We start from the raw sequence: 23,429 nt of genomic DNA on the forward strand, positions 1-23,429 counted from the left end.
TTTAGTAATATCATTACACAACAAAAGTTATATGTTTCAAAGAAATATAGCTGACTACATATTGTGGGTCCGTAGCTCAGCTAGGTAGAGCGTCTGGCTTTTAACCAGGCGGTCAGGGGTTCAAACCCCCTCGGACCCGTTTAGGTGAAAATATGAGCAAGTTCAATGTGCTAGAGCACGAAATTGTGCCAGAACACCATCTGGTTCCAGTGGAAGAGGAGGAAAGCGTTTTAAGCAGGCTTAATGTGACTAAGGACGATCTGCCTAAAATCGGTATAAATGATCCAACTATCAAGGCCTTGGAGGAAATCCATGGAAAATTAGAGCCGGGAAGAATAATTAAAATTATCCGGAAGAGCCCTACAGCAGGGTATTATGAGTATTATAGAGTTATTGTAAAGAGTGTGATATAAATGAATCCTATTTTAGATGCGTTTTTTAAATCAGAGAGTGTTGTTAATTACCAGATAGATTCAATGAATTATTTTTATGCATCCAAAAATAACCCGGACAGCATAATGCAGCAAATTGTAGATGAAACAAAAATATCTGACGACGCTACACCCGGAGTTATCGAGCTTGACCCATCAAAAACAAGAGGGAAGGACATAAAGATATATTTTGGAAGGGACCGGGAAAATGGTAAGGCCACAGGAGACCCCACAATATGGGTAGAAAAACCGGAAATAAAGGAAGCTTCCGGTGCATCAAACCAGATCACCCCCCAGGAAGCAAGGCTCAGGGACCTGAACTACATGGCACCGATTATATTGCGGCTCCGCATAGTGGAGGACGGAATAGAGAGGGATGCCAGCACCATAAAAATCGGGGAAATACCTGTTATGGTAAGATCAAAAATATGCACACTTTCAGAACAGAATCTTGACCTGTATATTGAAAAGAATAATGGCCCCATTGATGAAACTAGGGAGGAAAAACTCAGATATGTGGATGAGGACCCTACAGACCCTGGAGGTTATTTTATTATAGGAGGTTCGGAGAGGGTTATTGTCTCCCTTGAAGATCTGGCACCAAATAAAATCCTTGTTGAATATGAGGAGAAATATGACTCCAGGCTTGAAGTTGCAAAAATATTTTCACAGAAAAGTGGTTTCAGGGCACTTATATCACTGGAGAAGGGCAGCGATGGAATCATAAACGTATCTATTCCAACAGTTGCAGGGACCGTTCCTCTGGTGATACTGATGAAGGCCCTGGGGATAGACAAAGATGTAGATGTCCATGATGCCATATTTTCAGATCCGCGCATGGATCCTTTAATTTATGCTAACATTGAAGATTCCAAGAATCCAAAGGTGTTGCCACCCAACGGCGTCAATAACAGTGAGGATGCACTTTCATACCTTGAAAAAAGATTTGCAGCAGGTCAGGCAAAGGAATTCAGGGATAAGAAAATTACACAGATGCTTGATAGGGCACTTTTACCGCATCTTGGAGATGAGGTCTCAGACAGATTGAAGAAGGCCATATACCTGGGAAGGATGGCAAGGTCACTTCTTGAACTTAACCTTGGCATGAGGCACGTGGACGATAAGGATCATTATGCAAATAAAAGAATAAAACTGTCAGGGGATCTTCTTGATGAACTTTTCAGAAATGCTTTCCAGTCAGTAATGAAGGATTTAAAATACCAGCTGGAAAAGACATACAATAAGAAAAGAGGCATAAGACTCAGGCCAGCTGTTAGGCAGGATTTGCTTACCCAGAAAATTCTGCATTCAATGGCAACAGGAAACTGGATAGGTGGACGTACGGGAGTTTCACAGCTTCTTGACAGGACTTCCAATATGTCAACTTTAAGCCATCTTAGAAGAATTATCTCACCACTGACAAGATCTCAGCCACATTTTGAGGCAAGGGATCTCCACCCAACACAGTGGGGTAGAATATGCCCCAACGAGACACCTGAAGGCCAGAACTGCGGACTGGTAAAAAATGCATCTCTAATTATTAATGTAACACAGGGAATTGACCCGGACATAGTTCTTGAAGAGCTCAGGGGAATGAATATATACGATGTAACAAAGGAGGAGGCATCCGGGAGGGTGTACCTTAATGGGGATTTCATAGGATACCATGATGACCCGGCAATACTTGCAGAGACTGTAAGAAATCTAAGAAGGTCGGGAAAACTATCAAACGAGGTCAATGTCAAATTTGATTCAAACACTAACGAGGTAATAATAAACTGTGACCGTGGAAGGTTGAGGAGGCCATTATTTGTTGTACGTGATGGCAAAACCGTTCTCAATGAAGAAATGCTTGAAAAACTACGTATGGGAGAGTATACTGTAAATGACCTTATTTCGGAGGGAGCAATAGAATGGCTGGATGCAGAGGAGGAGGAAAACGCATATATTTCGGTATTCCCATTTGAATTCCCTGAAAACTGCCCGCACTGCGGCAAGGTGCTTTACAGGAATAATGTAACATGGGTAAATCCGGGGTCGGATGATATTGTCCTTGAATGCGATGAATGCCATTCGCATTTCAAGGGAATCAATCAGATTTCAAAGGATCATACACACTGTGAAATAGATGCATCCATGATACTTGGGGTTGTGGCATCGCTTATTCCCTATCCTGAACATAACTCATCGCCCAGGATTACCATTGCTTCTGCAATGATAAAACAGTCAATTGGAATTCCACAGGCAAATTTCAGAATAAGGACAGATACCAGAGGGCATCTGCTTCACTACCCACAGATACCACTTGTTACAACAAAGGTTATGGATTTCATAAGGTACAGGAGAAAGCCTGCAGGCCAGAACTTCGTCGTTGCAATAGTATCATACCACGGATACAACATGCAGGATGCAATTATAATGAATAAGGCATCCATAGAGAGAGGGCTTGGAAGAAGCTCATTCTTCAGGACCTATACAGCAGAGGAGAGAAGATATCCTGGAGGACAGGAGGACAGATTCGAGATTCCAAGCCATGATGTCCTTGGGGCAAGAGCAGAAGATTATTACAAGAATCTTGATGAAAATGGTGTCATATTCCCTGAATCAAAGGTCGAGGGTTCAGATGTACTTGTGGGAAAAACATCCCCACCAAGATTCCTTGAGGAGGATAATGCGGATAAGCTCGGACCCTTAAGAAGGAGGGAATCATCGGTAACAGTCAGGCCCACAGAATCCGGATATGTTGATAATGTATTTCTCACAGTATCTGAGAGCAATAGCAGGATAATCAAGGTTAAGGTCAGGAGTGACAGGATACCCCAGCCAGGTGATAAATTTGCATCAAGGCATGGACAGAAGGGGGTTATAGGACATGTTGTACCTCAGGAGGATATGCCCTTCAATGAGGATGGAATCATACCTGATTTGCTGTTCAATCCGCATTCAGTACCGTCAAGAATGACACTGGGCCATGTCCTTGAGATGATGGGGGCAAAGGTTGCAACCATGAGCGGGGACAATATAGATTCTACTATATTCGACGGGGAACCTGAAAGAAGCCTCAGAGAGCAGCTCAAGAGATACGGTTTCCGTGAATCTGGCAATGAGGTTATGTACGACGGAATTACAGGAAAGAAATTTGACGTTGATATATTCATGGGCGTAATCTATTACCAGAAACTGCACCATATGGTTGCAAGCAAATTCCATGCAAGGTCCAGAGGGCCCGTGCAGATACTTACAAGACAGCCAACAGAAGGAAGGTCCAGGCAGGGAGGACTCAGATTCGGAGAAATGGAGAGGGATACCCTTATCGCACATGGTGCATCCATGGTCATAAAAGACCGTTTGCTGGATCAGAGTGACGGAACAATACTCTATGTCTGCGGTAACCCCACATGCGGGCATATAGCAATATATGATTTCAGAAAGGGTACATTGAGATGCCCTGTATGCGGAAATACAGGCAATATATATCCTATTGAGACCAGTTATGCATTTAAATTGATGAGAGATGAATTGAGTTCCATGGGAATTGTAATGAGGCTAGAACTGGGTGATATGAAATGAATTTTAATAATGTTTCAAAGAGAATAGAAAAAATAAAATTTGCCCTTTTATCTCCTGACGAAATCAGGAAAATGTCGCAGATCAGGGTTATAACACCTGATACATATGATGATGATGGCTATCCCATAGAGAGGGGGCTGATGGATCTCCATATGGGTGTCATAGAACCAGGTTTAAAATGTGCCACATGTGGCGGGAAAGTAGATGAATGCCCGGGACATTTTGGACACATAGAACTGGCAATGCCCGTTGTGCACATAGGTTTTATCAAAGAAATAAAAAGCATGCTGGACTCTTCATGCAAGGAATGTGGCAGGATAAAATTAACGGATGATGAGATAAGTAATTACCGGATCCAGATTAACGCCATTGATTTTTCAACCATGGACCCGGAAATTATAGATATGACACTGAAAAAAATTCTTGAGATTGCTGCCCAGAGATCTATTTGCCCTCATTGCAATGCAGAGAGCCCCAAGGTAATACTGGATAAGCCCACAACATTCAGGGAAGGCGGTATTAAAATAACACCAAAAGAGATCAGGGAAAGACTTGAGAGAATTCCTGATGATGATTTACTCTTCTTCGGCATTGATAAAGCATCAGCAAGGCCGGAATGGATGATTCTTACCGTCCTGCCCGTGCCGCCAATTGATGTTCGGCCATCCATAACACTTGAAACAGGGGAAAGAAGCGAGGATGATTTAACACACAAGCTCGTTGATATAATCAGGATATCCCAGAGGCTCAGGGAAAGCAGGGATAATGGATCTCCACAGCTTATCATAGAAGATCTATGGGATCTGCTTCAGTATCATATTACAACTTATTTTGATAACCAGACTGCAGGAATACCACCTGCAAGGCACAGATCAGGACGTGCACTTAAAACCCTTGTTCAGAGGTTAAAGGGTAAAGAGGGAAGATTCAGGGCCAATCTTTCCGGAAAAAGGGTGAACTTTTCATCTAGAAGTGTTATTTCACCTGAACCGTTCCTATCTATGAATGAGGTTGGGATACCTGAAATAGCTGCAAGGGAACTTACAGTACCTGTTCTTATCAATTCATTCAACATAGACAAAATGAGGGAGTGGATAAAGAGAGGCACTGATCCCAGAACAGAGGATGGGAAATATCTTGCAGGAGTTAATTACCTTATAAGGCCTGATGGGAGAAGGATAAAGCTTACAGACCAGAACGCCGAAATCAACAGTGAGAGAATAGATCTGGGATGGACAGTGGAAAGACAGATGACAGAGGGCGATATAGTATTATTTAACAGGCAGCCATCACTTCACAGAATGTCCATGATGGCCCACAGTGTAAGGGTTCTTCCAGGGATGACATTCAGATTCAACCTTTCTGACTGCACACCGTACAACGCAGATTTTGATGGAGATGAGATGAACCTCCATGTTATACAGAGCGAGGAATCCAGGGCAGAAGCAAGAATAATCATGAAGGTACAGGAACAGATTATGTCCCCCAGATTTGGAGGACCTATTATTGGTGCGATACATGATCATATAACCTCACTATTCCTTCTTACACATAATAATCCGCTACTATCCGAGGATGATGCAATACATACAGTCTCTTATATAGAATTCGATAAGCTCCCCGAGCCTATTATCAAGGATGGCAAGAAATATTACCATGGAAGAGATATATTCTCACTTATTCTTCCTGAGGGGCTGAACGTTAAATTTAAGAGTCACTTGTGTGCCGGCTCAAAGGACGGAAAATGCGAATATGAAAATGACCCCGAGGATACATATGTGGTTATTACCAATGGAAAGCTTGTCCATGGAACTATAGATGATGAGGCTGTCGGGCCTTTCTCTGGAGTTATAGTAGATAAAATTTTCAGAAAGATGGGGCCACAGGCTGCATCAAAATTCATAGACAATGTGACACGTCTGGCAGTTGGCTACCTAAGCCATAGGGGATTCTCAACCGGAATCAAGGATTATGATATACCCAAGGAAGCAATATCAAGAATACAGGAAATATCCAATGAGACCCTAGATAAAATAGAAAAACTTGTTGCTGCCTTCAGGTCAGGACAGCTCCAGCCGCTGCCTGGAAGATCAATAGAGGACACCCTGGAGGTTGAGATTCTCAGTGCAACCGGAGGAGTCAGGGATGAATCAGGAAAGATTGCATCCCAGTACCTTGGCCTCAACGATCCGTCTGTTATCATGGCAAGGTCTGGCGCCAGGGCAAAGATGCTGAACATTGCAGAGGTTGCAGGAATGGTGGGGCAGCAGTCCGTCAGAGGAGGAAGGCTTAACAGGGGATATGCAAACAGAACCCTGCCACACTTCAAGGAAAATGACCTTGGGGCTTATGCCAGGGGATTCATTAAATCATCCTACAGGGCAGGCCTGAACCCAACGGAATACTTCTTCCATAGTATAGGAGGAAGGGAGGGTCTTGTTGATATTGCTGTAAGGACATCCAGAAGCGGCTACATGCAGAGAAGGCTTATCAACGCCTTCGAAGATTTGAAGGTGAATGACAAACGCAGGGTAGAGGATACAATAGGGTCTGTTGTGCAGTTCAAGTATGGGGAGGATGGAATAGATCCAACCAGAAGCGATGAGGGGCAGACAGTGGATGTTGATTATGTTGCGTATGATGAATTCGGTGATGCACAATGATGTCGTTGATATGGAGAGATACTAAGAAAAACATCGGACTTATTTCTGAAAATTTACCCTGCAGCTATGCTGTTGAGTATATGCCCGAAACCAAGATAGAGACAGGCTATATCTCCACAGATAAGCAGAATATAGATTATGAGGTAAAAATATCGGAAATTTCAAAGTATGAGCCGGCTGATAAGGTTATACAGAAAAGGAAGACCGGTTTAAAGGCTATACTTAAAATTGAAAGCATCAGAAAGATAGACAGAACGCCTATCAGTGAATTTAAGATGGAAAAAGGGTTCAAGGAATTAACGTCCTTTGCACTCGGTGAAAAATTCCACGTTGAATACAGGGAAAAAGAAGAATTTAAAATGTCTGATGATGCATTATCAGTAATGAAGGATGCGGAATCAAGGGGATACAGTATACCTGTATCACTTGCATATAAACTCATAAAATATAAAAACAGCCTTCCATCTGACAAATACGAGAAGCTTCTGAAGCGGGTTGACCTCGAACTCAAAAAAAGGGAGATAGATCCTTTCGAGGCTGTGGGCATTATAGCCGCGCAGAGTATTGGCGAGCCGGGAACACAGATGACTATGAGAACATTCCACTTTGCAGGTGTTGTTGAGATGAACGTTACCCTTGGATTGCCTAGGCTCATAGAAATTGTGGATGCCAGGAGAATACCGAGCACGCCTTCCATGACAATATACCTTACGGAAAAATACAAAAATAACCAGGAAAAGGTCATGGAGCTTATTAAAAGCCTGGAAAATACAACAATAATAGATGTTGCGGACATTATAACTGATGTTGGGGAGATGAGCCTTACAATTAAGCTCGATAAGAATAAGAGCCGTGACAGGCTTGTCACCATGGGGGACTTACTCTCAGCGCTGGAAAAGAAAAAGGGGATAATATATAATCAGGTAGATGATGAAAGCATAGCAATAAAATTGCAGCAGGAATCATTCAAGGTACTCTATCAGAAACAGGAAGAACTAAAAACCACACCCATTAAGGGTGTCAGCAAGATTAGCAGGGCTATAGGTAGGGTAGACCCCAAGGAAGGTGGATGGGTAATTTATACCCAGGGATCAAACCTGCGGGAGGTTCTGAATATAGAGGGCGTTGATGCAACAAGAACAACAACAAACGATATTATAGAAATAGAGAACGTCTTCGGGATAGAGGCTGCCAGGAATGCCATTTACCGTGAGGCTGAAAATACGCTAAGTGAGCAGGGGCTTAACGTTGATAAGAGGCATTTAATGCTTGTGGCGGATATGATGACATTTTCCGGTGCAGTAAGGGCAGTAGGAAGGCAGGGAATTTCAGGAAGAAAAAGCAGTGTACTTGCCAGGGCAGCATTTGAAATAACATCTAAACATCTACTGAAGGCCGGGCTTCTTGGAGAGATTGACCCACTTGCAGGAGTTGCTGAGAACATCATTGTGGGCCAGCCCATAACACTGGGAACAGGTGCCATAGACCTTGTATATAAGGGTAACAAAAAATAAAGGGATACCATGAATGAGATAACACTGGATAACCAGACAATAGGATTTATAAAATTATTTGAGAGCTATACTAGAACAAATGTGTTCGAATGCCTTGAAAACGAGGAGATGGTATTATTCGTTGTGGGAGAGCATAAGCTTGCTGAAATATTTAAAAAACACGAGAATATAATTACTGACCTGAAGGCAAAGATAAACAAAAGAATAGTCATGGCAGAGTTCTCCCCTGACCTGCTTACTTTTACAAAAAATCTTTTTTACAGATACGGAGTAAACGAAATAAATTTGATATGGAAGGACAATGTAACAAATATATTCATCGGCATAGCACCTGAAAATATCGGGAAGGCAATAGGCAAGGATAGCCGCAACATTAAATTAATGCGTGATGCCATTTCAAGATATTTCAAAATAAAGAACGTTATAATAAAACAGAGATAAACCATATTCCCATATTTATGTTATAATTTTTACATTTTCTTGCTTAACTAATAAAACACGGTTTTTATATTATAAGTATCAATTAAAAAAATTATTGTTAAAAAATATATGATTATTTCTGACCTGCAGTGGACACATCCTCCTCGGGTATGTACTGTGTTCCAGAGTCTATTATATCCCTTATCTCATCAGTCTTATATCCAGATCTTATGGATATCAGATAGAATATTATGGCAACTATTATTACAACCACGAAATCATAGGGGTATGGTATTGTATTTGTCCCACCGTAGTCTCCTTCGCCCAGATATGATAGGAGCGTAAGCACCAGTATGAATGCAGGGACCCACCAGCCGGCCTTTATATTAACTTTCGTAAATACATTTTCAACTTTATGGGATGCCAGTATTATAAGGTATATAACTATTCCAAGGAATATGGCTATTGCAAGGTAGGGTATTGTTGGCCATCCTGACCAGTAGACAATCAGCGTTGCACCTACAAATGCTATGGGTGCAAGTATTTTTGCATAGGGAAGGGTAAATGGCCTTTTTAGCTCATCAGCCTCCTTCCTGAACACCATAAGGGCAGAACCTCCAACAATATATGTGAATGCAGTTGCGCCTGTTATAAGACTTACCAGTGCATACCAGCTGGGGAATGGAGCCAGGAATATCAATCCTATGATTACAGAAATTATAATGGGCAGAACCGGAACCCTTGTTTTCTTGCTAACGTAGGAAAGCTGTTTTGGGAAGTACCCAATTTCGGATAACCCGAAGAGGGTTCTTGTGGATGTTCCTGCATAGACATTAAGCGTTCCTGCTGGTGATACGTAAGCATCGGCATATAGCACATATGTCAGCACAACAAGTGCGAATATCCCGGATGTTTTTGCCAGAAATGCAAATGGTGCGGCTACAACTCCGGATGCATATGCTGACGGGGAGCTTGATACAAGTCCAAACCAGCCTCCCGCTGCAGCAAGTTTAGTAGGGTTTATAGCCCCGATGAAGACCACCTGAAGCAGAACATATACAACTATTCCAGTTAACACCGAAAATACTGTGGCACGGGGTATTGATTTCTGAGGTGTTTTCGCCTCGCCTCCGTAATCCAGAGCCTGCCTGAATCCCAGAAATGAGAACACTATACCATCAGTAGACACGGCCTCGAATATTGTTGCAGTATTGTTTCCTGGAAGGAAACCACCCAGAGCAGGAGTGGTGAAATTGGGTGTGTGGAATACCAGGAATGCAAGCATAACAATGGTTATGGACGGAATTATAAGTTTCCACCACGTCATTCCTGTATTTGTCTTTCCCATGATCCTGACACCTGCGTAGTTCAGTGCGAAGAAGGCAACTATGAGTATCCCTGCAAGTACTATTCCCAGGCCCGTTAGAAGTGCAACTGTTGAAGAGGGGTCCAGTGGATTTGGAGCACTGTAAGATAAACCCTTCACATATGAACTTGCGTAGGTTATTACAGCCTCTGCCTCTACTGCGGGAACGGATACAGCTGAAAGGAAATATGTCCATCCGAAGAATAGCCCCGCAACCCCTCCATGGGAGTAATGACCGTACCTACTAATTGCACCGGTTCTCGGTATCATACCACCAAGCTCAGCATAAACCAGAGCTATGAATAAAACAAGCACACCACCTATAAGCCACGAGAGTATAGCGGCAGGCCCAGTTGTTGCTGCTGAAGCAGCTGCTGCGAACAACCATCCTGATCCGATTATCCCGCCGAGACTCAAAAAATAGAGATCCCATGTGGTTAAAGCCTTTTTTAATTTTCTGTCCTAGCTTTTACTATTAGCTATAACATCTTTTTCTGATTCAAAATCAGCCATATGTGAATATATAGCAGATATATTTAAATTTTTCTTAACAGATATCAGATATATACGTAGTAAAGTATGTATTTCACGAAATTTTTTCATAAATCTATTTTCTGATATGCCTAGAAAACCTGTTCATAATTGATTATATTTATATGAGTGGATATGATTATGTAGTATACATATGGTTGATAAAGAAGATGACAATGGAGAAAATATTACGAGGGTTATTACGCCCAATAAGAGAAAGGGAGAGATATACGGCATAGTTGAAAAATTATCCGGGGCCTCCAGGCTAACAGTTATGTGCGAAGATGGTTCCACAAGAAACTGCAGAATACCGGGAAAAATGAAAAAAAGAATGTGGATAAGGGAGGGTGACCTTGTCATAGTAAAGCCCTGGGATTTCCAGGATGAAAAGGGCGATATAGTATATAGATATACCAGAACCCAGGCAATGTACCTGAGCAGGAACAGGATGCTGCCGGAAATAATAGATGTATTCAATGAACGATAAAAGTGCACTGAAGCAGTTAATTGAATCGGATGAGTTTTCAAACAGACTAAATCTTGATAGAAAAACCTATGGGCTAGTATTTGATAGAAGGACACTTAATGCAATTTATGAAGTTATAAAAAAATATGAGATCGATTATATTGACTTTCCCATATCAAGTGGTAAAGAGTCCCTCATCTTCAATGTCAGGCTTAAAAGCAGGCAAACAAGGGCATTAAAGATATATAAAATGTCAACGTTAAAATTTTCCAATACCATGGAATACATAAAAGGTGATTACAGATTTGATAAGGAGAGGATAAACAGATCAAATGTTGTATATGTATGGGCACAGAAAGAATATACAAATCTTGAAAGCCTCAGGGAAGTGGGTATAAATGCTCCAAAACCCTATGGTTTTTATAGAAATATACTTCTCATGTCATATCTTGGGACTTCCAGGGGGCCTGCACCGCAGATAAGGGATCTACAGGAAGGTTTTAATGATATATATGAGAAGCTCAGAAAGTCTATGTGGCTTATGTACAATAAAGCCGGGATAGTCCACGCAGATCTCAGTGAGTATAACATACTTTATTACAGGAAAAACCCGTACATTATAGATGTTGGGCAGTCTGTTTCAGTCAAGCACCCAATGGCAGAAACATTTCTTGAAAGGGATATCAAAAATATAGTTTCATTCTTTTCAAAGAAAGGTGTAAACTGCAGCATAGACGAATTATATAATCATATTAAAGGTGGTATAATTGCTTGATATAGGTAGTATTAAAATACCGTTTTCCAGGATAGGAGTTTTGATCGGTAAGGAAGGATCCGTAAAGGCGAAGATAGAGGAAGAGGGAAAGGTAAAATTAGAAATTGATTCTGAAAATGCCACAGTTACAGTTTACCAGAAAAATGACCCATTGAAGGCATTGATGGCCATGAATGCTGTACAGGCTATTGGCCGCGGATTTAATCCTGATAAAGCCATGTTTCTGTTCGATGACAGCATCCAGCTTATAGTTATATCAATTAAAGAATTTGTTAAAAAAGACACAAAAAGAATAAATGAGATCAGGGGGAGGCTTATAGGCAAGGACGGCCACACCAGGGAAATTATAGAGGATCTTACAGGCACATATATATCCATAAGCGGTAACACTGTTTCTATCATAGGAGATTTTATATCCATACAGTATGCAAGGGAGGCAGTTAATATGATACTTCAGGGAAGAAAACATAAGACAGTTTATGCATATCTGGAGAAGAATTCTGGGGAATTAAAGTTCAGAAAAATGGAAGAAAGCTTTGGCGGTACATAAAAAACCGTTAAAGTTTATATCCCTTTTAGCAATATACTATTATAGCGGGGTAGGGTAGTCAGGAGATCCCGACGGGCTCATAACCCGTAGATCAATGGTTCAAATCCATTCCCCGCTACTAACAGTTTTCATTATCTATGTATTTTATTGTTGAATCAAAATCAGAGTTGCCTGTAAAGGAAACATCGTATCCATACTTTTGAAGAGTTTTCTCTGTTACTTTTCCGATGGCATATATGTTTTTAGTAATTTTAGCATCCCCCAGCACTTCATGGAATATTTCAGCCTCCATTGATGATGTTAGCAGTATGCCCCTGCAATCTTTATCCATAAACAGCTCTTTTATTCCATTATTTTCAAGTTTCACAACGTTATATATATGGTACTCCGTGAAATTTGCATTTCTTTGTTTAAGCCAGTCATTGATAATATTATTAGATTCATTACTGCGAAATAGGGCTATTCTAAAATTAAGATAATTTTCCAGCATGGTTATAACGCCATAGGAATTTCTGGCCGCCGGAACAGAAACATCTCCGGTATATTTTTTAATTTCATCTGCAGTTTTATCACCAATAGCAATAATATGGGGACTATCCGTATATTTATAATAGTATTTAAAAAATTCAGATGCCCCAACAGAACTGGTGATAACAATAATTCCTGGCCTATTTTGAATCATATCCTGGATAATCTCCTCCTGCGGCCCATTCCTTACGATCTTCGTAAGTGGTACGTTTTTTATTGATATGCATCGGGTATCCATGGGTTTAAACTTTCCCTCAGGCCTTGTTGTTATAATATAATTAGAAGTACCCATATCCGGCTATCGCCTCCCTTATCCTCTCCGTTATTGATTCCATATTTGTTCCATTGAAATTAAGGTCAGTGTATTCATCAGATTTCAATGAATAAAAGCGGGTTTTAACTGCACCGCCCTCAGAAAGTATTCCTGCAGGCATGGAGCACCCAAGGTTGAGTTTCTTAACTATATATCTTTCATTTTCCATATCACTGTATGTTTCTTTGTGGTTAATACTTCTTGCTATGTCAGATGATTCTGAATCCTTACTGCCAACTATGGCTATTATTCCCTGATTCGGCGCAGGCAGGAACTGATCCTCAGATAACTCGAAATGCTCCATGTCAAGCTTCATCCGATTGTATGCAGCCTTAGCTATAATTATTCCGGAGTAGTTGCCTGACATGTATTTATATACCCTGGTATCGATATTTCCCCTTATATCCGATATTTGCACATGTGCATTCACGGTTTTTGCCTGCCTAATTCTTCTCATACTGGATGTGCCAAGTTTATCAGCGTCCTTCATTTCCTCCAGTGGGGTATTTGATATTAACACGTCCCTGTAATCTTCCCTTTTAAGAACTGCACTTATTTCAAGTGAATCAGCCATGGTGGATGGAATATCCTTGGCACTATGAACAGCCAGGTCTATTTCCCCTTTAACTACCCTCTCATTGAGCTCATCAACAAAAACTCCTGTAGATGACATCCTGTACAGGGGAATGTTCCTATTAGAATCACCTCTTGATGTAAATTTTTTTATTTTCACATCGTATCCGGCCAGTTCCAGGGCGACCTTTACGCTTTCTGCCTGAATAAGCGCAAGCTCGCTGTCTCTTGTTCCCAGTATTATAGACATTTTAACACCGCGGACATGGCATCTACAGTTGCCTGGAAATCATTCTCATTGTGCGCAAAGCTTATAAATTCTGTTTCAAACTGGCTGGGTGGGAAGAAAATTCCCTTTTCCAGAAGACCGTGGAACATTTTATTAAATTTAGCTGTATCTGACTGGGTTGCTGTACTGTAATCTGTAACATTTTTTTTGTTGAAAAATATCTGGAACATTGAATAGCATCTATTTACCACAGCATTTATTCCATATTCACTGATCATTGAATTTAATTCTTTCTCAAGTCTTTCCGCGTAGCCATTTATCTGTGAATAATCCTTTGTCTTTAATATATCCAGTGTCGCCACTCCTGCTGCCATGGTAAGGGGATTGCCGGAAAAGGTACCTGCTTCATATACATTTCCTGCCGGGGCAATTTTCTCCATTACATCGCTCCTTCCGCCGAACATTCCAACTGGGGCACCTCCACCGATTATTTTGCCCATAGTTGTAATATCTGGCTTTATTCCTATTATATCCTGGTATCCACTGAAGGCAAATCTGAATCCTGTGATAACCTCATCAAATATCAGCAGGGATGAGTATTTTTCAGTTATTTCCCTGAGAGATTTTAAAAAATCCTTCTTCGGATTGACAACGCCGATATTCCCAAGAACCGGTTCTGTAATTACTGCGGCTATTTCATTTCCATATTCCCTGAACAATTTTTCTATGCTTTCAGTATCATTATACTGCCCAACAAGAACTGTTCTGGAGACCTCCTCTGGAACCCCGGAAGACGATGGGACACCGAAGGTCATTGTTCCACTTCCGGACTTTATAAGGGCATAGTCATGGGCACCATGGTATCCGCCCTCCATTTTCAGGATGTATTTTCTCCCTGTAAATCCCCTGGCTACCCTTATCGCATGCATTGTTGCCTCTGTTCCAGAGTTAGTAAAGCGAAGCATATCTATAGATTTAACAGCGTTTTTTATTTTTTTGCCCAATTTAATTTCGTTTTCACTAAGGGATCCGAACAGGATACCTCGATCTACCTGCTCTTTTATTTTCATTCCCACCTCAGGATTTGCATGGCCCAGTATCATGGGACCAAAACCCATTGAGTAATCTATGTATTCTTTACCATTAACGTCTATGGCCCGGGAGCCCCTGGCCTGCTGAAACATTACGGGCTCTGGTGAATAGTATCTAACGGGGGAATTTACACCCATCGGGAATATATCCATCGCCTCTTTGAATAAATTTGATGATCTCATTATTCTACATCAGTTTTAAGGATTTATCTTTTTGTTTATCATCGTACAAGTATTTAATTGTGGTATTTTATTGCTTAATGACCTTCCTGCATACCAACATTGCCGGCGTGGTGTAATCTAAAAATGGCTATTCATCTCATTAGTTTAATTACGTATTTACCATTATATCTTATTAAAATTGATAAATATGGAAAAATATTCTGGGGTTTTTAGTTGTTCATTTTTATTAGAATACTATGGCATAGAAATAAATAAATTTTATATTAGAAATTTTTATAAGAATAGGCTGGAAAATTAGGCAATAACAAATTTAATTTAAAAAATTATTTTCGATGTATGACAAGCTGATAAACAATATTTATATGTGTCTTTCATATCACGTGTTATGTCAGACAATAATGAAAATTCCATTATGTATGTGATCGCATACCTTATACCAATTTTAACCGGGATATTTGTGTATATTACATCTGATAAAAATCAACGATTAAGGTTTCATGCAGTTCAGGCCATAATTCTGGGTATAGTTATGATAGTAGTTGATATTATATTTTATATAATAGCAATACTCCTACTACCATTATTCCCCATATTCTATTTGGGTGACATTATTGATGTATTCATATGGATTTATGGACTTTATGTCGGTTATAAAGGTTCGCTTGGAACAGATATACGCATACCATATATAGGAGACTATGCTGCCAATATGGCTGGGATCTCAAAAGATTAAGTTTACCATATATTTAAATCAATTCCTCCCGAATTGTAAATATTTCATGGAATTTTTAATGTTATTAAACCGGGAGTTCTAATCCGTTATTAGGATGTTTTTGACTGAAATTCCTAAAGAAAATAATAAAATTAGATTCTAAACTTATTCACTTAATTTTTTAGCGAGATATGGAAGCGACTCTTCGTAGCGTGGTGTATTATAGAAATGCCCACCGTTGAATTCCTGATAGGAATGTTTGATACCCAGTGTTTCCATTTTATCGTGTAATGTACGCATTCCCATAAAGAGGCTGTATTCATCTTTTGTTCCAACATCCATATATATTGCCTTCAATTTTTTCAGATTTTCAATCCTAGAATCTATGTTTCTAACAGGGTCATATCCAGACCACTTCTTCCAGATATCCTCACGGAACATTCCGGTATCTGTGTCGAATGGTAGTTCTGGTGTGCCATTTTCAGTATCATAGGAATAAAATGCAGACATGCCGATTATGTTGAGTGTCCTTATTTCCTCATCCGTTAGATCCTGCTTTCTGGACTTTTCCTCAAGGTAATCATGTACAGAGGTGCCGTGCAATTCACCATAGGCAACAGGGATATCCGGTATGTACACATATTCGAAACCACTATCCCCAAAATGGTCTGCGAAACCGCTGATAATGTCCGGGTGATTTGATGCAATAGTGTAAGCCCCGAACCCACCGGAGGATTTCCCGAAGAGCCCAACATTTCCGGTTTTATATTTTTCTGAAATATAGGGTATTATTTCTTTAATTATGAAGTCTTCATAGTTTCCGGCACCGGGAGAGTTGATGTACTGGTTCACATGATATTTTGTTGAAAAATCAGGGTTTATAATTACAGAGTTTTCCAGCATATTTTTACTGTAAAGCTTCTTCAAAACCTGGGAGAATCTGTTATTAAGCTTTGGAGTTCCATTCAACCCGGCAAGCTCAATCAAAAGCGGTGCATCCTTTATTAGCCGGTCAGGATGGAATACAAGTATCTTCCGTTCAACAGGGTCCCCAAGAGGATTTCCTTTCAGTACACTACTATTTATGTTCAGCAGTTCTGCCTCAAGCGTCATGTATCTTAATTGCACAGGAATACTTACGTTTAACTTTAAAATCAAGAGATGCCGTTGGTTAGAGTTTAATTGCCACACCATTATTTACTAACGCCCGGTAATTGATTATATAGGTTGAAATATGATTGGGTACTTTCACCATATTATCTTAAAGGTAAAAATATTAAATTGCCCGATCTAATATACTTTCATGATAAGGCCGTGCCTGGGAGTCAGTAAATTCAATGCAGATTCTACTATCAAAAAATTACGGGAACAGCATCTGCTAGACAGCCGCTATCAGATAGAACAAGCTGGGAATACTGTGTATGTGCCATTGATTATGGAGATAGAGAATTCAAAGTATTATGATTTCAGGACCCGAAAAACAGGAATCGATGACATAATAGGAGATATTTCAAGATATGGGGTCGATACCGGTAAATTGTCCTATATAAGACTGGGAAATTCTCTGATTTTTAAGCAAAAGATATCCTATAAAACTGCCAGAATATTTTCCCGGATGCCGGGAATAGAAAATATATACTACGAAGCTGGAAAGATTATGGGTGCGAGGAGAAAACCTTCCCTGAGGCTGGTATTCGGGCCTGGTGGAGATACAACGGTGGTGGAGTACGGAATTAAATACATTATGAACCTCCAGAAGGTTATGTTCTCGCCTGGGAATATCAACACGAGAAGTAAAATGCGTTCTATCAAACTATCAGGCTACACTGTAATAGATATGTTTTGCGGAATAGGCTATTTTTCCCTGCAGGTTATGAAGAATAGCAGGCCCAAAAGGATGATATGCTGCGATATTAATCCGGATTCCACATATTACCTTAAACAGAATATTCTTGCCAATAAAATAGCTTACCCGGTGGAGGTTCTAACAGGTGATTCACGTACTACTATTCCATTCATTAGTGCAGATTATATAATAATGGGTAATTTCAACAGTCCGTATTTTATAAGTGCCGCACTGATCAGATCACACCCGGGCACCGAAATATCCATGCATTATCTTGCAACCGCAGAGAACATAGAAAAGCGCGAAAGCAGTATAATGGTGGTGGCCAGGAAGATGGGTTTTCTTTTAATGTGCCAATCAAGGCATAATGTGAAGTCTGTTAGCCCCAGCTATATTCATGTAAACTCAATATTTACAGTTGTCCGGGCCATATGAGCAAAAATTAATAAGGGCTCGAATGATATTATTTAATGCCGAACCGTATGGACATTAATTTTATTGATGCTGTATCGCTTCTGCTGCGGCTCCTCCTCCTTATTGCCTTCGTGGCGGTGATCCTGCATATGTTCATTGGAATGTATGATACCGTGCTCGGCGCCTTGAGGGACCCAGCATCCACAGAAAGCGCTATTTATAACTTTATTGACATTATAGTTGAGGATTCCCTTCTTGCTGTTGTTATATTTGAAATATATGAAAGCATAATACAGTTTTTCCACGGCGAGGGTGACACCATACTTTATATTATAAATGCAGCCATATCATTTACAACCAGGGAAATAATACTTACTATTTTTGCCGCACACGTATTCAGGCCTGTAGATACCTATGAACTGATGGGATTTTCTGCGCTTATTCTTGCACTTGCTGGAACAAGGTATCTGTTTATACTTGCAGATAAAAATAAAAAACCGTTAAAAGCTCAATAGGGGCATAAAAGTTATTATATTATTTTCTAATCACCATCTTGGATAATGGTAGAACCATTAAACTGGTGATAATAAATGGTAAATAATAATAGAACAGGTTATGTTCCAAAGCCCATGGAAACATTAAAAAATTCACTATCAAAAAACATAATGATAGACGTTAGGGGAAACAGGACATATTCAGGCGTACTTGAAGGATATGACATATACATGAATTTGGTGTTGAAAAACGCAACAGAGACTATAAACAACGAAAATAAGGGAACATTTGGCATGATGCTACTTCGTGGGGACAATATAATATTTGTATCACCATCAGGAGGGGAATAAGATGAGCAATGGAACTTCATCAATGGGAAAGGCAAATAATAAAAAGATTCACATAAGATGCAGAAGATGTGGGCATAATAGCTACAACGTTAGGGAAAAAAGGTGTTCTTACTGTGGATTTCCTTCCCCGAGAATCAGACATTATAACTGGGCAAAAGCCAAGTGAGGAGTGCGCTGTTGTCGGTTACACTGGCAGTGACGCATTTACCACAATCAACTTTTCTTTAAGGGCCCTACAGCACAGGGGGCAGGAAAGCTCCGGGATAGCTACCTTTGACGGAAAAATTCATGTAACCAAGGGCATGGGGCTTGTTTCAGAAGTTTTTAGGGGAGAAATTTTGCCCGGGAGAATTGGAATAGGACATAACAGATACTCAACTGCAGGATCGAAGGGCGTTGAAAATGCTGGGCCCTTTGTCATTTCCTCATCACTGGGCTATATAGGAATATCACATAATGGCGAGATTACAAATGCCCATGATCTGAGGGAGAGGCTAAAGGAAAAGGGATATATATTCTACAGTTCCAGTGATACTGAGGTACTTCTTACAGAAATTGTCAGTGAAATTGGGAAATATGGTATTATAGATGGAATAAAGAAGGCAATGCTTAAGATTAAGGGTGCATATGCCCTGGCAATTCTAATAAATGATGTACTTTATGCTCTCAGGGATCCTTTCGGATTCAGGCCGTTGATACTGGGAAAGACTGAGGGTGGCTATATTATATCCTCTGAAAGTGCAGCCATAGATACAGTATCGGGGGAAGTCATAAGGGATATAGCCCCCGGGGAGCTGGTAGAAATAAGGGAATCAGGTTACAGGAGTGTCTTCACAGTTGAGCACAAAACAGCCCATTGCATGTTCGAATATGTTTATTTTGCAAGGCCTGACAGCATAATAGACAAAAGAGAGGTGTTCGATGTTAGATACAATATAGGAATAAAACTGGCAAAGGAGAATCCGGTTGATGCTGATGTTGTTGTCCCTGTCCCAGACTCCGGCAGGTCTCAGGCTCTTGGATATTCTGTATATTCCAATATACCCTACAGTGAGGGCTTAATTAAAAATAGGTATTCCGATAGGACATTTATTTTGCCAGATCAGAAATCCAGGTATGATGCAATAAAAATAAAGCTTAATACTATCAAATCGGTAATAAATGGGAGGAGGGTTGTCCTTGTTGATGACAGCATAGTCCGTGGGAATACCATGAGGCATATAATAAACATACTTAGAAAGGACGGCGCCACAGAAGTTCACGTACGCGTGGGGTCTCCACCAATAATAGCGCCGTGTTATTTCGGTGTTGATATGAAGACCAGCAGTGATTTCATCGCCGGCGGTCATACAATAGAGGAAATAAGGAAGGCAATAAATGCAGATTCGCTTGGATACTTAACTATAAAGGGATTGCGTGAGAGCATCGGCATGGATAACCTATGCGTCGGATGCCTTACAGGAAACTATCCAGATGAGATTCCACAGGGCGCCAAGCCAAACTATACTTAATCCAGCATCCTGTTTTTTATCTCAGAGATCATAGTGTCTATATCTCCTTCAGTTTTAAAATAATCCATTTTAAGGGTTATGGCCATTTTATTGGCTATTGTCCTGGCCACCTTTCCCCTCTTATTTGGGGGGAGTGCAGATAGCCCGGGGTAATTGAATATAATTCCATGCTTTGGCGGTGGTGTACCCTTTCTCATATGGTTAAAGAAAGCCTTTTCTGCACCCAGTATCTGTAATGTCCCGGAGGGATATTTAACAAGATTTTTAAGACTGCCTGCCTTAAGAAGAAAATCAAGAGAGAGCCCTGGACCTATAAGCTGGGCGGTATTTGGCATGTAGTTTTCAATTTCCGATTTGAGATAGGTATCGAGGTAGGATTTAAAGGTACATAATGATGAACCCATCTCAGCCGCACGCCCATCGATTTCGGACAGCCCAGAATTTTTGAGCCTTTCAAAGTAAAGACACGGATCATTATTATATTTAATATCCAGAAGTGTGTATATAGACACCAGCTTTTCAAGGTAAATGTTTATAATTGCATCTATTTCCTTTCTAACAGAGTACATTTTAATTATATACTGGTCATGCGAGAATTCAGAATTTATTCTTTCCTTTTCGTATTTTAGCAGGAGGTCTCTTAAATCCGGGATTTTTTCTGAACATGTCTCTTCCGTTTCTGGGATTCTTCCGTTCCTCAGGCTCTCGAATATGTCCATGTAATCTTTTTCCAGGTTTCTGTACAGGTAAATTTTTTTGTTTATTATCTTTCCGTACCACATTATTTTCTCCATATTTATCACTCAGTATACCATCAAGATCAATTGTCTTGAGATCATTAAGTTCGTCAACAAGCATGGTTCCATAGGCAATAAGCTCATTGTTATCTGTGTATATGGCAACCCTGCTGCCTTTGTGGAACTCCCCTACGATGGCCTTTATTCCTGCAGGATATATGTCTGATCCATGCATAATATTTTTAATCGCAGTATTTTTAACGATAACCTTAGGCGAGTCTGAAAAAACGAAATCCATTGGAATTATCATGCTGTTGAACATTGATGGCTTTCCTTCACTTTTCATGACTGCGGCATCGCTGAGTTCCTGAAGCGTATGCATCTGGGTTTCATTAAAATCACCTGTGGAGAGTCTTCTGAGGTCTGCCATCTGTGCTCCGGTTCCAATTACATAGCCCATATCCGTACATAGAGTCCTGATATAGGTGCCTGATTCACATTTAACCCTAAATAGTATTAGTTTATCATCAATTTCAAGTATATCCATACTGTATATGGTGCGCTCCCTGACCTGCCTGGAAACTGCGGACCGAACAGGTGGAAGCTGGTATATTTTGCCGGTAAATTCACTAAACACTCTCTCTATAGTCTCATTATCTGCATGGGAGTATAATCTCATTACAGATATGTATTCCTTTGATTTTTCATGAACTATATCTATAAGTTTTGTGGCCTTTCCCAGTGCCATAACCAGTACACCGGATACTCCTGGGTCCAGAGTACCTATATGCCCAACCCTTTTTTCCCCAGTTATATCCCTTATCCATGAATCGACCTGATGGCTTGTGGGCCCCTTTGGCTTATCAATTACTATAAATCCGTTTATTTCCCCTTTATTTGATCCTGAAGTGTACATAATTTATACTCTATTGTAAATCTAATTTTAATCTTTGTTTTTGGGCTGTTTATGATTCATATAGTTTACAATGCTATCTACTATTGCCTCAGGTGTAAAATCATCTGTGTCCACAATATAATCATAATAACTGAATACCCGGTAATCAAGTCCGTAAAATTCCATATAGCGTAGAATTTCAGATCTAGATCTGGCCAGTATGTGTTTTTCATCAGTACCATTGTCCCTTTCCATGAGTCTCCTGCTTCTAACATTAAAAGATGTATCGAGGTATATCTTGATCCCTATTGCCTCCCTATATGCCAGAACTCCAGAAAGCCGGGATTCCATAACTATATTATCATTATTTCTCATGAAATCTAGAATCATTTTGTCCTGATCAATGTCGATTTCTGGGTGTTTTTCTGCATAGTTACTGAACTCCAGGAGATTTAGTCCATATTCTTCTGCCTTTTTTCTGAAAAAATACCCTCCAGAAAAAAATTGGTAATTCAGTTTTTCGGCTAGTAACTTGCCAACAGTTGTTTTACCGGATCCGGATTCACCACTGATAGTTACTATCATATTGATTGCGCCGTATCCTCATCAATTTTCCTAAGCTTGTATGTAAAGTCAACATACTTCATAATCATTGTAACGAAGTATCCTACTGCGAGGTTACCCAGAGTATACAGGGCCATCCATAGGGGCATTATATATATCTTCGATGTAACTATATTGAGATTTAAATCCCATGGCATGGATACATACTGGTAATGTATTGTAAGCATGAAGACATAAAGCCATATGAATATCAGAAAGAAGAATATTTCAGTGACCATTAATGGCTTCATTGTGTTCATTGAAAGTGCAGCCTGATCCATCTGTCTCTGCATCTGCATCTTCTGAAGTTTCTGCTGTCTTGTACGGTCGCCTGATCTATAGGCCTCTCTCATGGCCTTGGAATAAGCCCTGCTTATCATCTGCATTTTTCCCATCTTGAGCCAGTCGGTAAAGAAATATCTCGGGATGGATGATATAAGCCCCAGGATAATCCCGGTAAGCATAAGTGTTAGGATGGGGAGCTTATAGTTAAAGCCAAGCAATGGCATGAAAACGTAGTTAAGATAATGCCCAAGAGGGTTTCTTATGGAGGGGTCGCTTATAATAAAAATTAGGCCCAGCCCTGCAAACATAAAGATGAACTCTATCATCATAAATTTAGTCATCTGTGGATTCTGTGCCGGTCTATTACCCTGTTGCATT

General features: G+C 40.2%; 22 protein-coding genes, 2 tRNA genes and 1 pseudogene. 16 read left to right on the plus strand and 9 right to left on the minus strand.

Annotation, left to right across the window (positions count from 1 at the left end; all coding sequences use genetic code 11):
* Nucleotides 1-65 precede the first annotated feature (65 nt).
* The 6 genes from RE471_RS00230 (at nt 66) to RE471_RS00255 (ending at nt 8,619) form a co-directional block, all read left to right on the plus strand.
* A tRNA-Lys gene (locus RE471_RS00230) sits at nt 66-139 on the plus strand.
* A 13-nt stretch (nt 140-152) separates the two neighbouring features.
* Entirely contained in the window at nt 153-413 is a 261-nt protein-coding gene (locus RE471_RS00235; protein ID WP_309214739.1) for a DNA-directed RNA polymerase subunit H, read from the plus strand.
* The gene (locus RE471_RS00240) at nt 414-4,001 is read left to right on the plus strand and encodes a DNA-directed RNA polymerase subunit B (RefSeq protein WP_309214740.1); all 3,588 of its coding nucleotides are present in this window, start codon (nt 414-416) and stop codon (nt 3,999-4,001) included.
* Complete coding sequence (rpoA1, locus tag RE471_RS00245; RefSeq protein ID WP_309214741.1) at nt 3,998-6,664, plus strand: DNA-directed RNA polymerase subunit A'; 2,667 nt, start codon at nt 3,998-4,000, stop codon at nt 6,662-6,664. The genes RE471_RS00240 and rpoA1 overlap by 4 nt, the downstream gene beginning before the upstream one ends.
* A complete protein-coding gene (rpoA2, locus tag RE471_RS00250; RefSeq protein ID WP_309214742.1) occupies nt 6,661-8,178 on the plus strand; it encodes a DNA-directed RNA polymerase subunit A'' in 1,518 nt (505 codons plus the stop codon). The genes rpoA1 and rpoA2 overlap by 4 nt, the downstream gene beginning before the upstream one ends.
* A 9-nt stretch (nt 8,179-8,187) precedes the next feature.
* On the plus strand, nt 8,188-8,619 hold the full coding sequence (locus RE471_RS00255; RefSeq protein ID WP_309214743.1) for a NusA-like transcription termination signal-binding factor: 432 nt from the start codon (nt 8,188-8,190) through the stop codon (nt 8,617-8,619).
* Between the two features lie 112 nt (nt 8,620-8,731).
* On the opposite strand, the pseudogene RE471_RS00260 reads toward RE471_RS00255, so the two are convergent.
* A pseudogene (locus tag RE471_RS00260) lies at nt 8,732-10,393 on the minus strand (APC family permease); the annotation flags it as partial.
* Between the two features lie 256 nt (nt 10,394-10,649).
* Between RE471_RS00260 and eif1A the strand changes: the two are divergent.
* The 4 genes from eif1A (at nt 10,650) to RE471_RS00280 (ending at nt 12,404) form a co-directional block, all read left to right on the plus strand.
* Complete coding sequence (gene eif1A, locus RE471_RS00265; RefSeq protein WP_309214744.1) at nt 10,650-10,982, plus strand: translation initiation factor eIF-1A; 333 nt, start codon at nt 10,650-10,652, stop codon at nt 10,980-10,982.
* The gene (locus tag RE471_RS00270; protein ID WP_309214745.1) at nt 10,972-11,736 is read left to right on the plus strand and encodes a serine protein kinase RIO; all 765 of its coding nucleotides are present in this window, start codon (nt 10,972-10,974) and stop codon (nt 11,734-11,736) included. Before eif1A ends, RE471_RS00270 begins: the two co-directional genes overlap by 11 nt.
* On the plus strand, nt 11,729-12,286 hold the full coding sequence (locus RE471_RS00275; RefSeq protein ID WP_309214746.1) for a KH domain-containing protein: 558 nt from the start codon (nt 11,729-11,731) through the stop codon (nt 12,284-12,286). Before RE471_RS00270 ends, RE471_RS00275 begins: the two co-directional genes overlap by 8 nt.
* A gap of 43 nt (nt 12,287-12,329) precedes the next feature.
* Nucleotides 12,330-12,404: transfer RNA gene (locus RE471_RS00280), tRNA-Met, on the plus strand.
* Here RE471_RS00280 and RE471_RS00285 read toward each other — a convergent pair.
* From RE471_RS00285 to hemL, 3 genes are read right to left on the minus strand one after another with little or no spacing between them, the layout of a single operon-like run.
* Entirely contained in the window at nt 12,405-13,106 is a 702-nt protein-coding gene (locus RE471_RS00285) for a uroporphyrinogen-III synthase (protein WP_309214747.1), read from the minus strand.
* Entirely contained in the window at nt 13,093-13,950 is an 858-nt protein-coding gene (gene hemC, locus RE471_RS00290) for a hydroxymethylbilane synthase (protein WP_309214748.1), read from the minus strand. Before hemC ends, RE471_RS00285 begins: the two co-directional genes overlap by 14 nt.
* Nucleotides 13,941-15,203, minus strand: coding sequence for a glutamate-1-semialdehyde 2,1-aminomutase (gene hemL / locus RE471_RS00295; RefSeq protein ID WP_309214749.1), 1,263 nt, complete (start codon nt 15,201-15,203; stop codon nt 13,941-13,943). Before hemL ends, hemC begins: the two co-directional genes overlap by 10 nt.
* Before the next feature lie 385 nt (nt 15,204-15,588).
* Here hemL and RE471_RS00300 point away from each other — a divergent pair, with 385 nt between their 5' ends.
* Nucleotides 15,589-15,936, plus strand: a complete 348-nt coding sequence (locus RE471_RS00300) for a hypothetical protein (protein ID WP_309214750.1) — start codon at nt 15,589-15,591, stop codon at nt 15,934-15,936.
* 144 nt (nt 15,937-16,080) lie between these two features.
* Here RE471_RS00300 and RE471_RS00305 read toward each other — a convergent pair whose 3' ends face one another.
* Nucleotides 16,081-17,028, minus strand: coding sequence for an alpha/beta hydrolase-fold protein (locus RE471_RS00305; RefSeq protein WP_309214751.1), 948 nt, complete (start codon nt 17,026-17,028; stop codon nt 16,081-16,083).
* Nucleotides 17,029-17,218: 190 nt separating this feature from the next.
* Here RE471_RS00305 and RE471_RS00310 point away from each other — a divergent pair, with 190 nt between their 5' ends.
* From RE471_RS00310 to purF, 5 genes are all read left to right on the plus strand, one after another.
* The gene (locus RE471_RS00310; protein WP_309214752.1) at nt 17,219-18,196 is read left to right on the plus strand and encodes a methyltransferase; all 978 of its coding nucleotides are present in this window, start codon (nt 17,219-17,221) and stop codon (nt 18,194-18,196) included.
* Nucleotides 18,197-18,231: 35 nt separating this feature from the next.
* Complete coding sequence (locus tag RE471_RS00315) at nt 18,232-18,690, plus strand: phosphate-starvation-inducible PsiE family protein (protein ID WP_309214753.1); 459 nt, start codon at nt 18,232-18,234, stop codon at nt 18,688-18,690.
* A gap of 75 nt (nt 18,691-18,765) precedes the next feature.
* Nucleotides 18,766-19,020 carry an LSM domain-containing protein gene (locus RE471_RS00320; RefSeq protein WP_309214754.1) on the plus strand — a complete coding sequence of 85 codons (255 nt, stop codon included), beginning with the start codon at nt 18,766-18,768 and terminating at the stop codon, nt 19,018-19,020.
* 1 nt (nt 19,021) lies between these two features.
* Nucleotides 19,022-19,186, plus strand: coding sequence for a 50S ribosomal protein L37e (locus tag RE471_RS00325; RefSeq protein WP_298278675.1), 165 nt, complete (start codon nt 19,022-19,024; stop codon nt 19,184-19,186).
* Entirely contained in the window at nt 19,134-20,531 is a 1,398-nt protein-coding gene (gene purF / locus RE471_RS00330; protein ID WP_309214755.1) for an amidophosphoribosyltransferase, read from the plus strand. The genes RE471_RS00325 and purF overlap by 53 nt, the downstream gene beginning before the upstream one ends.
* Here purF and RE471_RS00335 read toward each other — a convergent pair.
* The 4 genes from RE471_RS00335 to RE471_RS00350 are packed head-to-tail and all read right to left on the minus strand — an operon-like array spanning nt 20,528 to nt 23,428.
* Nucleotides 20,528-21,100 (minus strand): ribosomal biogenesis protein, encoded by a 573-nt coding sequence (locus tag RE471_RS00335; RefSeq protein WP_309214756.1) that lies wholly within the window; start codon nt 21,098-21,100, stop codon nt 20,528-20,530. The two genes, purF and RE471_RS00335, sit on opposite strands and share 4 nt — an antisense overlap.
* 28 nt (nt 21,101-21,128) lie before the next feature.
* The gene (locus RE471_RS00340; RefSeq protein WP_309214757.1) at nt 21,129-22,184 is read right to left on the minus strand and encodes an RNA-guided pseudouridylation complex pseudouridine synthase subunit Cbf5; all 1,056 of its coding nucleotides are present in this window, start codon (nt 22,182-22,184) and stop codon (nt 21,129-21,131) included.
* 27 nt (nt 22,185-22,211) lie between these two features.
* Entirely contained in the window at nt 22,212-22,748 is a 537-nt protein-coding gene (cmk, locus tag RE471_RS00345; RefSeq protein ID WP_309214758.1) for a (d)CMP kinase, read from the minus strand.
* A complete protein-coding gene (locus tag RE471_RS00350) occupies nt 22,745-23,428 on the minus strand; it encodes an EMC3/TMCO1 family protein (RefSeq protein ID WP_309214759.1) in 684 nt (227 codons plus the stop codon). Before RE471_RS00350 ends, cmk begins: the two co-directional genes overlap by 4 nt.
* Between the last annotated feature and the right edge of the window lies 1 nt (nt 23,429).

Origin of the sequence: Ferroplasma sp., assembly GCF_031200575.1 — an archaeon.
Lineage (GTDB): Archaea > Thermoplasmatota > Thermoplasmata > Thermoplasmatales > Thermoplasmataceae > Ferroplasma.

What these genes read in the sequence shown, in the direction of transcription:
- hemC (WP_309214748.1), bottom strand. Translation starts at nt 13,950, where the DNA reads ATGTCTATAATACTGGGAACAAGAGACAGCGAGCTTGCGCTTATTCAG.
- RE471_RS00235 (WP_309214739.1), top strand. Translation starts at nt 153, where the DNA reads ATGAGCAAGTTCAATGTGCTAGAGCACGAAATTGTGCCAGAACACCAT.
- RE471_RS00350 (WP_309214759.1), bottom strand. Translation starts at nt 23,428, where the DNA reads ATGCAACAGGGTAATAGACCGGCACAGAATCCACAGATGACTAAATTT.
- RE471_RS00285 (WP_309214747.1), bottom strand. Translation starts at nt 13,106, where the DNA reads ATGGGTACTTCTAATTATATTATAACAACAAGGCCTGAGGGAAAGTTT.
- RE471_RS00240 (WP_309214740.1), top strand. Translation starts at nt 414, where the DNA reads ATGAATCCTATTTTAGATGCGTTTTTTAAATCAGAGAGTGTTGTTAAT.
- RE471_RS00325 (WP_298278675.1), top strand. Translation starts at nt 19,022, where the DNA reads ATGAGCAATGGAACTTCATCAATGGGAAAGGCAAATAATAAAAAGATT.
- RE471_RS00255 (WP_309214743.1), top strand. Translation starts at nt 8,188, where the DNA reads ATGAATGAGATAACACTGGATAACCAGACAATAGGATTTATAAAATTA.
- RE471_RS00335 (WP_309214756.1), bottom strand. Translation starts at nt 21,100, where the DNA reads ATGTACTCTGTTAGAAAGGAAATAGATGCAATTATAAACATTTACCTT.
- RE471_RS00305 (WP_309214751.1), bottom strand. Translation starts at nt 17,028, where the DNA reads ATGACGCTTGAGGCAGAACTGCTGAACATAAATAGTAGTGTACTGAAA.
- hemL (WP_309214749.1), bottom strand. Translation starts at nt 15,203, where the DNA reads ATGAGATCATCAAATTTATTCAAAGAGGCGATGGATATATTCCCGATG.
- RE471_RS00320 (WP_309214754.1), top strand. Translation starts at nt 18,766, where the DNA reads ATGGTAAATAATAATAGAACAGGTTATGTTCCAAAGCCCATGGAAACA.
- RE471_RS00270 (WP_309214745.1), top strand. Translation starts at nt 10,972, where the DNA reads ATGAACGATAAAAGTGCACTGAAGCAGTTAATTGAATCGGATGAGTTT.
- rpoA2 (WP_309214742.1), top strand. Translation starts at nt 6,661, where the DNA reads ATGATGTCGTTGATATGGAGAGATACTAAGAAAAACATCGGACTTATT.
- RE471_RS00310 (WP_309214752.1), top strand. Translation starts at nt 17,219, where the DNA reads ATGATAAGGCCGTGCCTGGGAGTCAGTAAATTCAATGCAGATTCTACT.
- RE471_RS00315 (WP_309214753.1), top strand. Translation starts at nt 18,232, where the DNA reads ATGCCGAACCGTATGGACATTAATTTTATTGATGCTGTATCGCTTCTG.
- cmk (WP_309214758.1), bottom strand. Translation starts at nt 22,748, where the DNA reads ATGATAGTAACTATCAGTGGTGAATCCGGATCCGGTAAAACAACTGTT.
- RE471_RS00300 (WP_309214750.1), top strand. Translation starts at nt 15,589, where the DNA reads ATGTCAGACAATAATGAAAATTCCATTATGTATGTGATCGCATACCTT.
- RE471_RS00340 (WP_309214757.1), bottom strand. Translation starts at nt 22,184, where the DNA reads ATGTACACTTCAGGATCAAATAAAGGGGAAATAAACGGATTTATAGTA.
- eif1A (WP_309214744.1), top strand. Translation starts at nt 10,650, where the DNA reads ATGGTTGATAAAGAAGATGACAATGGAGAAAATATTACGAGGGTTATT.
- rpoA1 (WP_309214741.1), top strand. Translation starts at nt 3,998, where the DNA reads ATGAATTTTAATAATGTTTCAAAGAGAATAGAAAAAATAAAATTTGCC.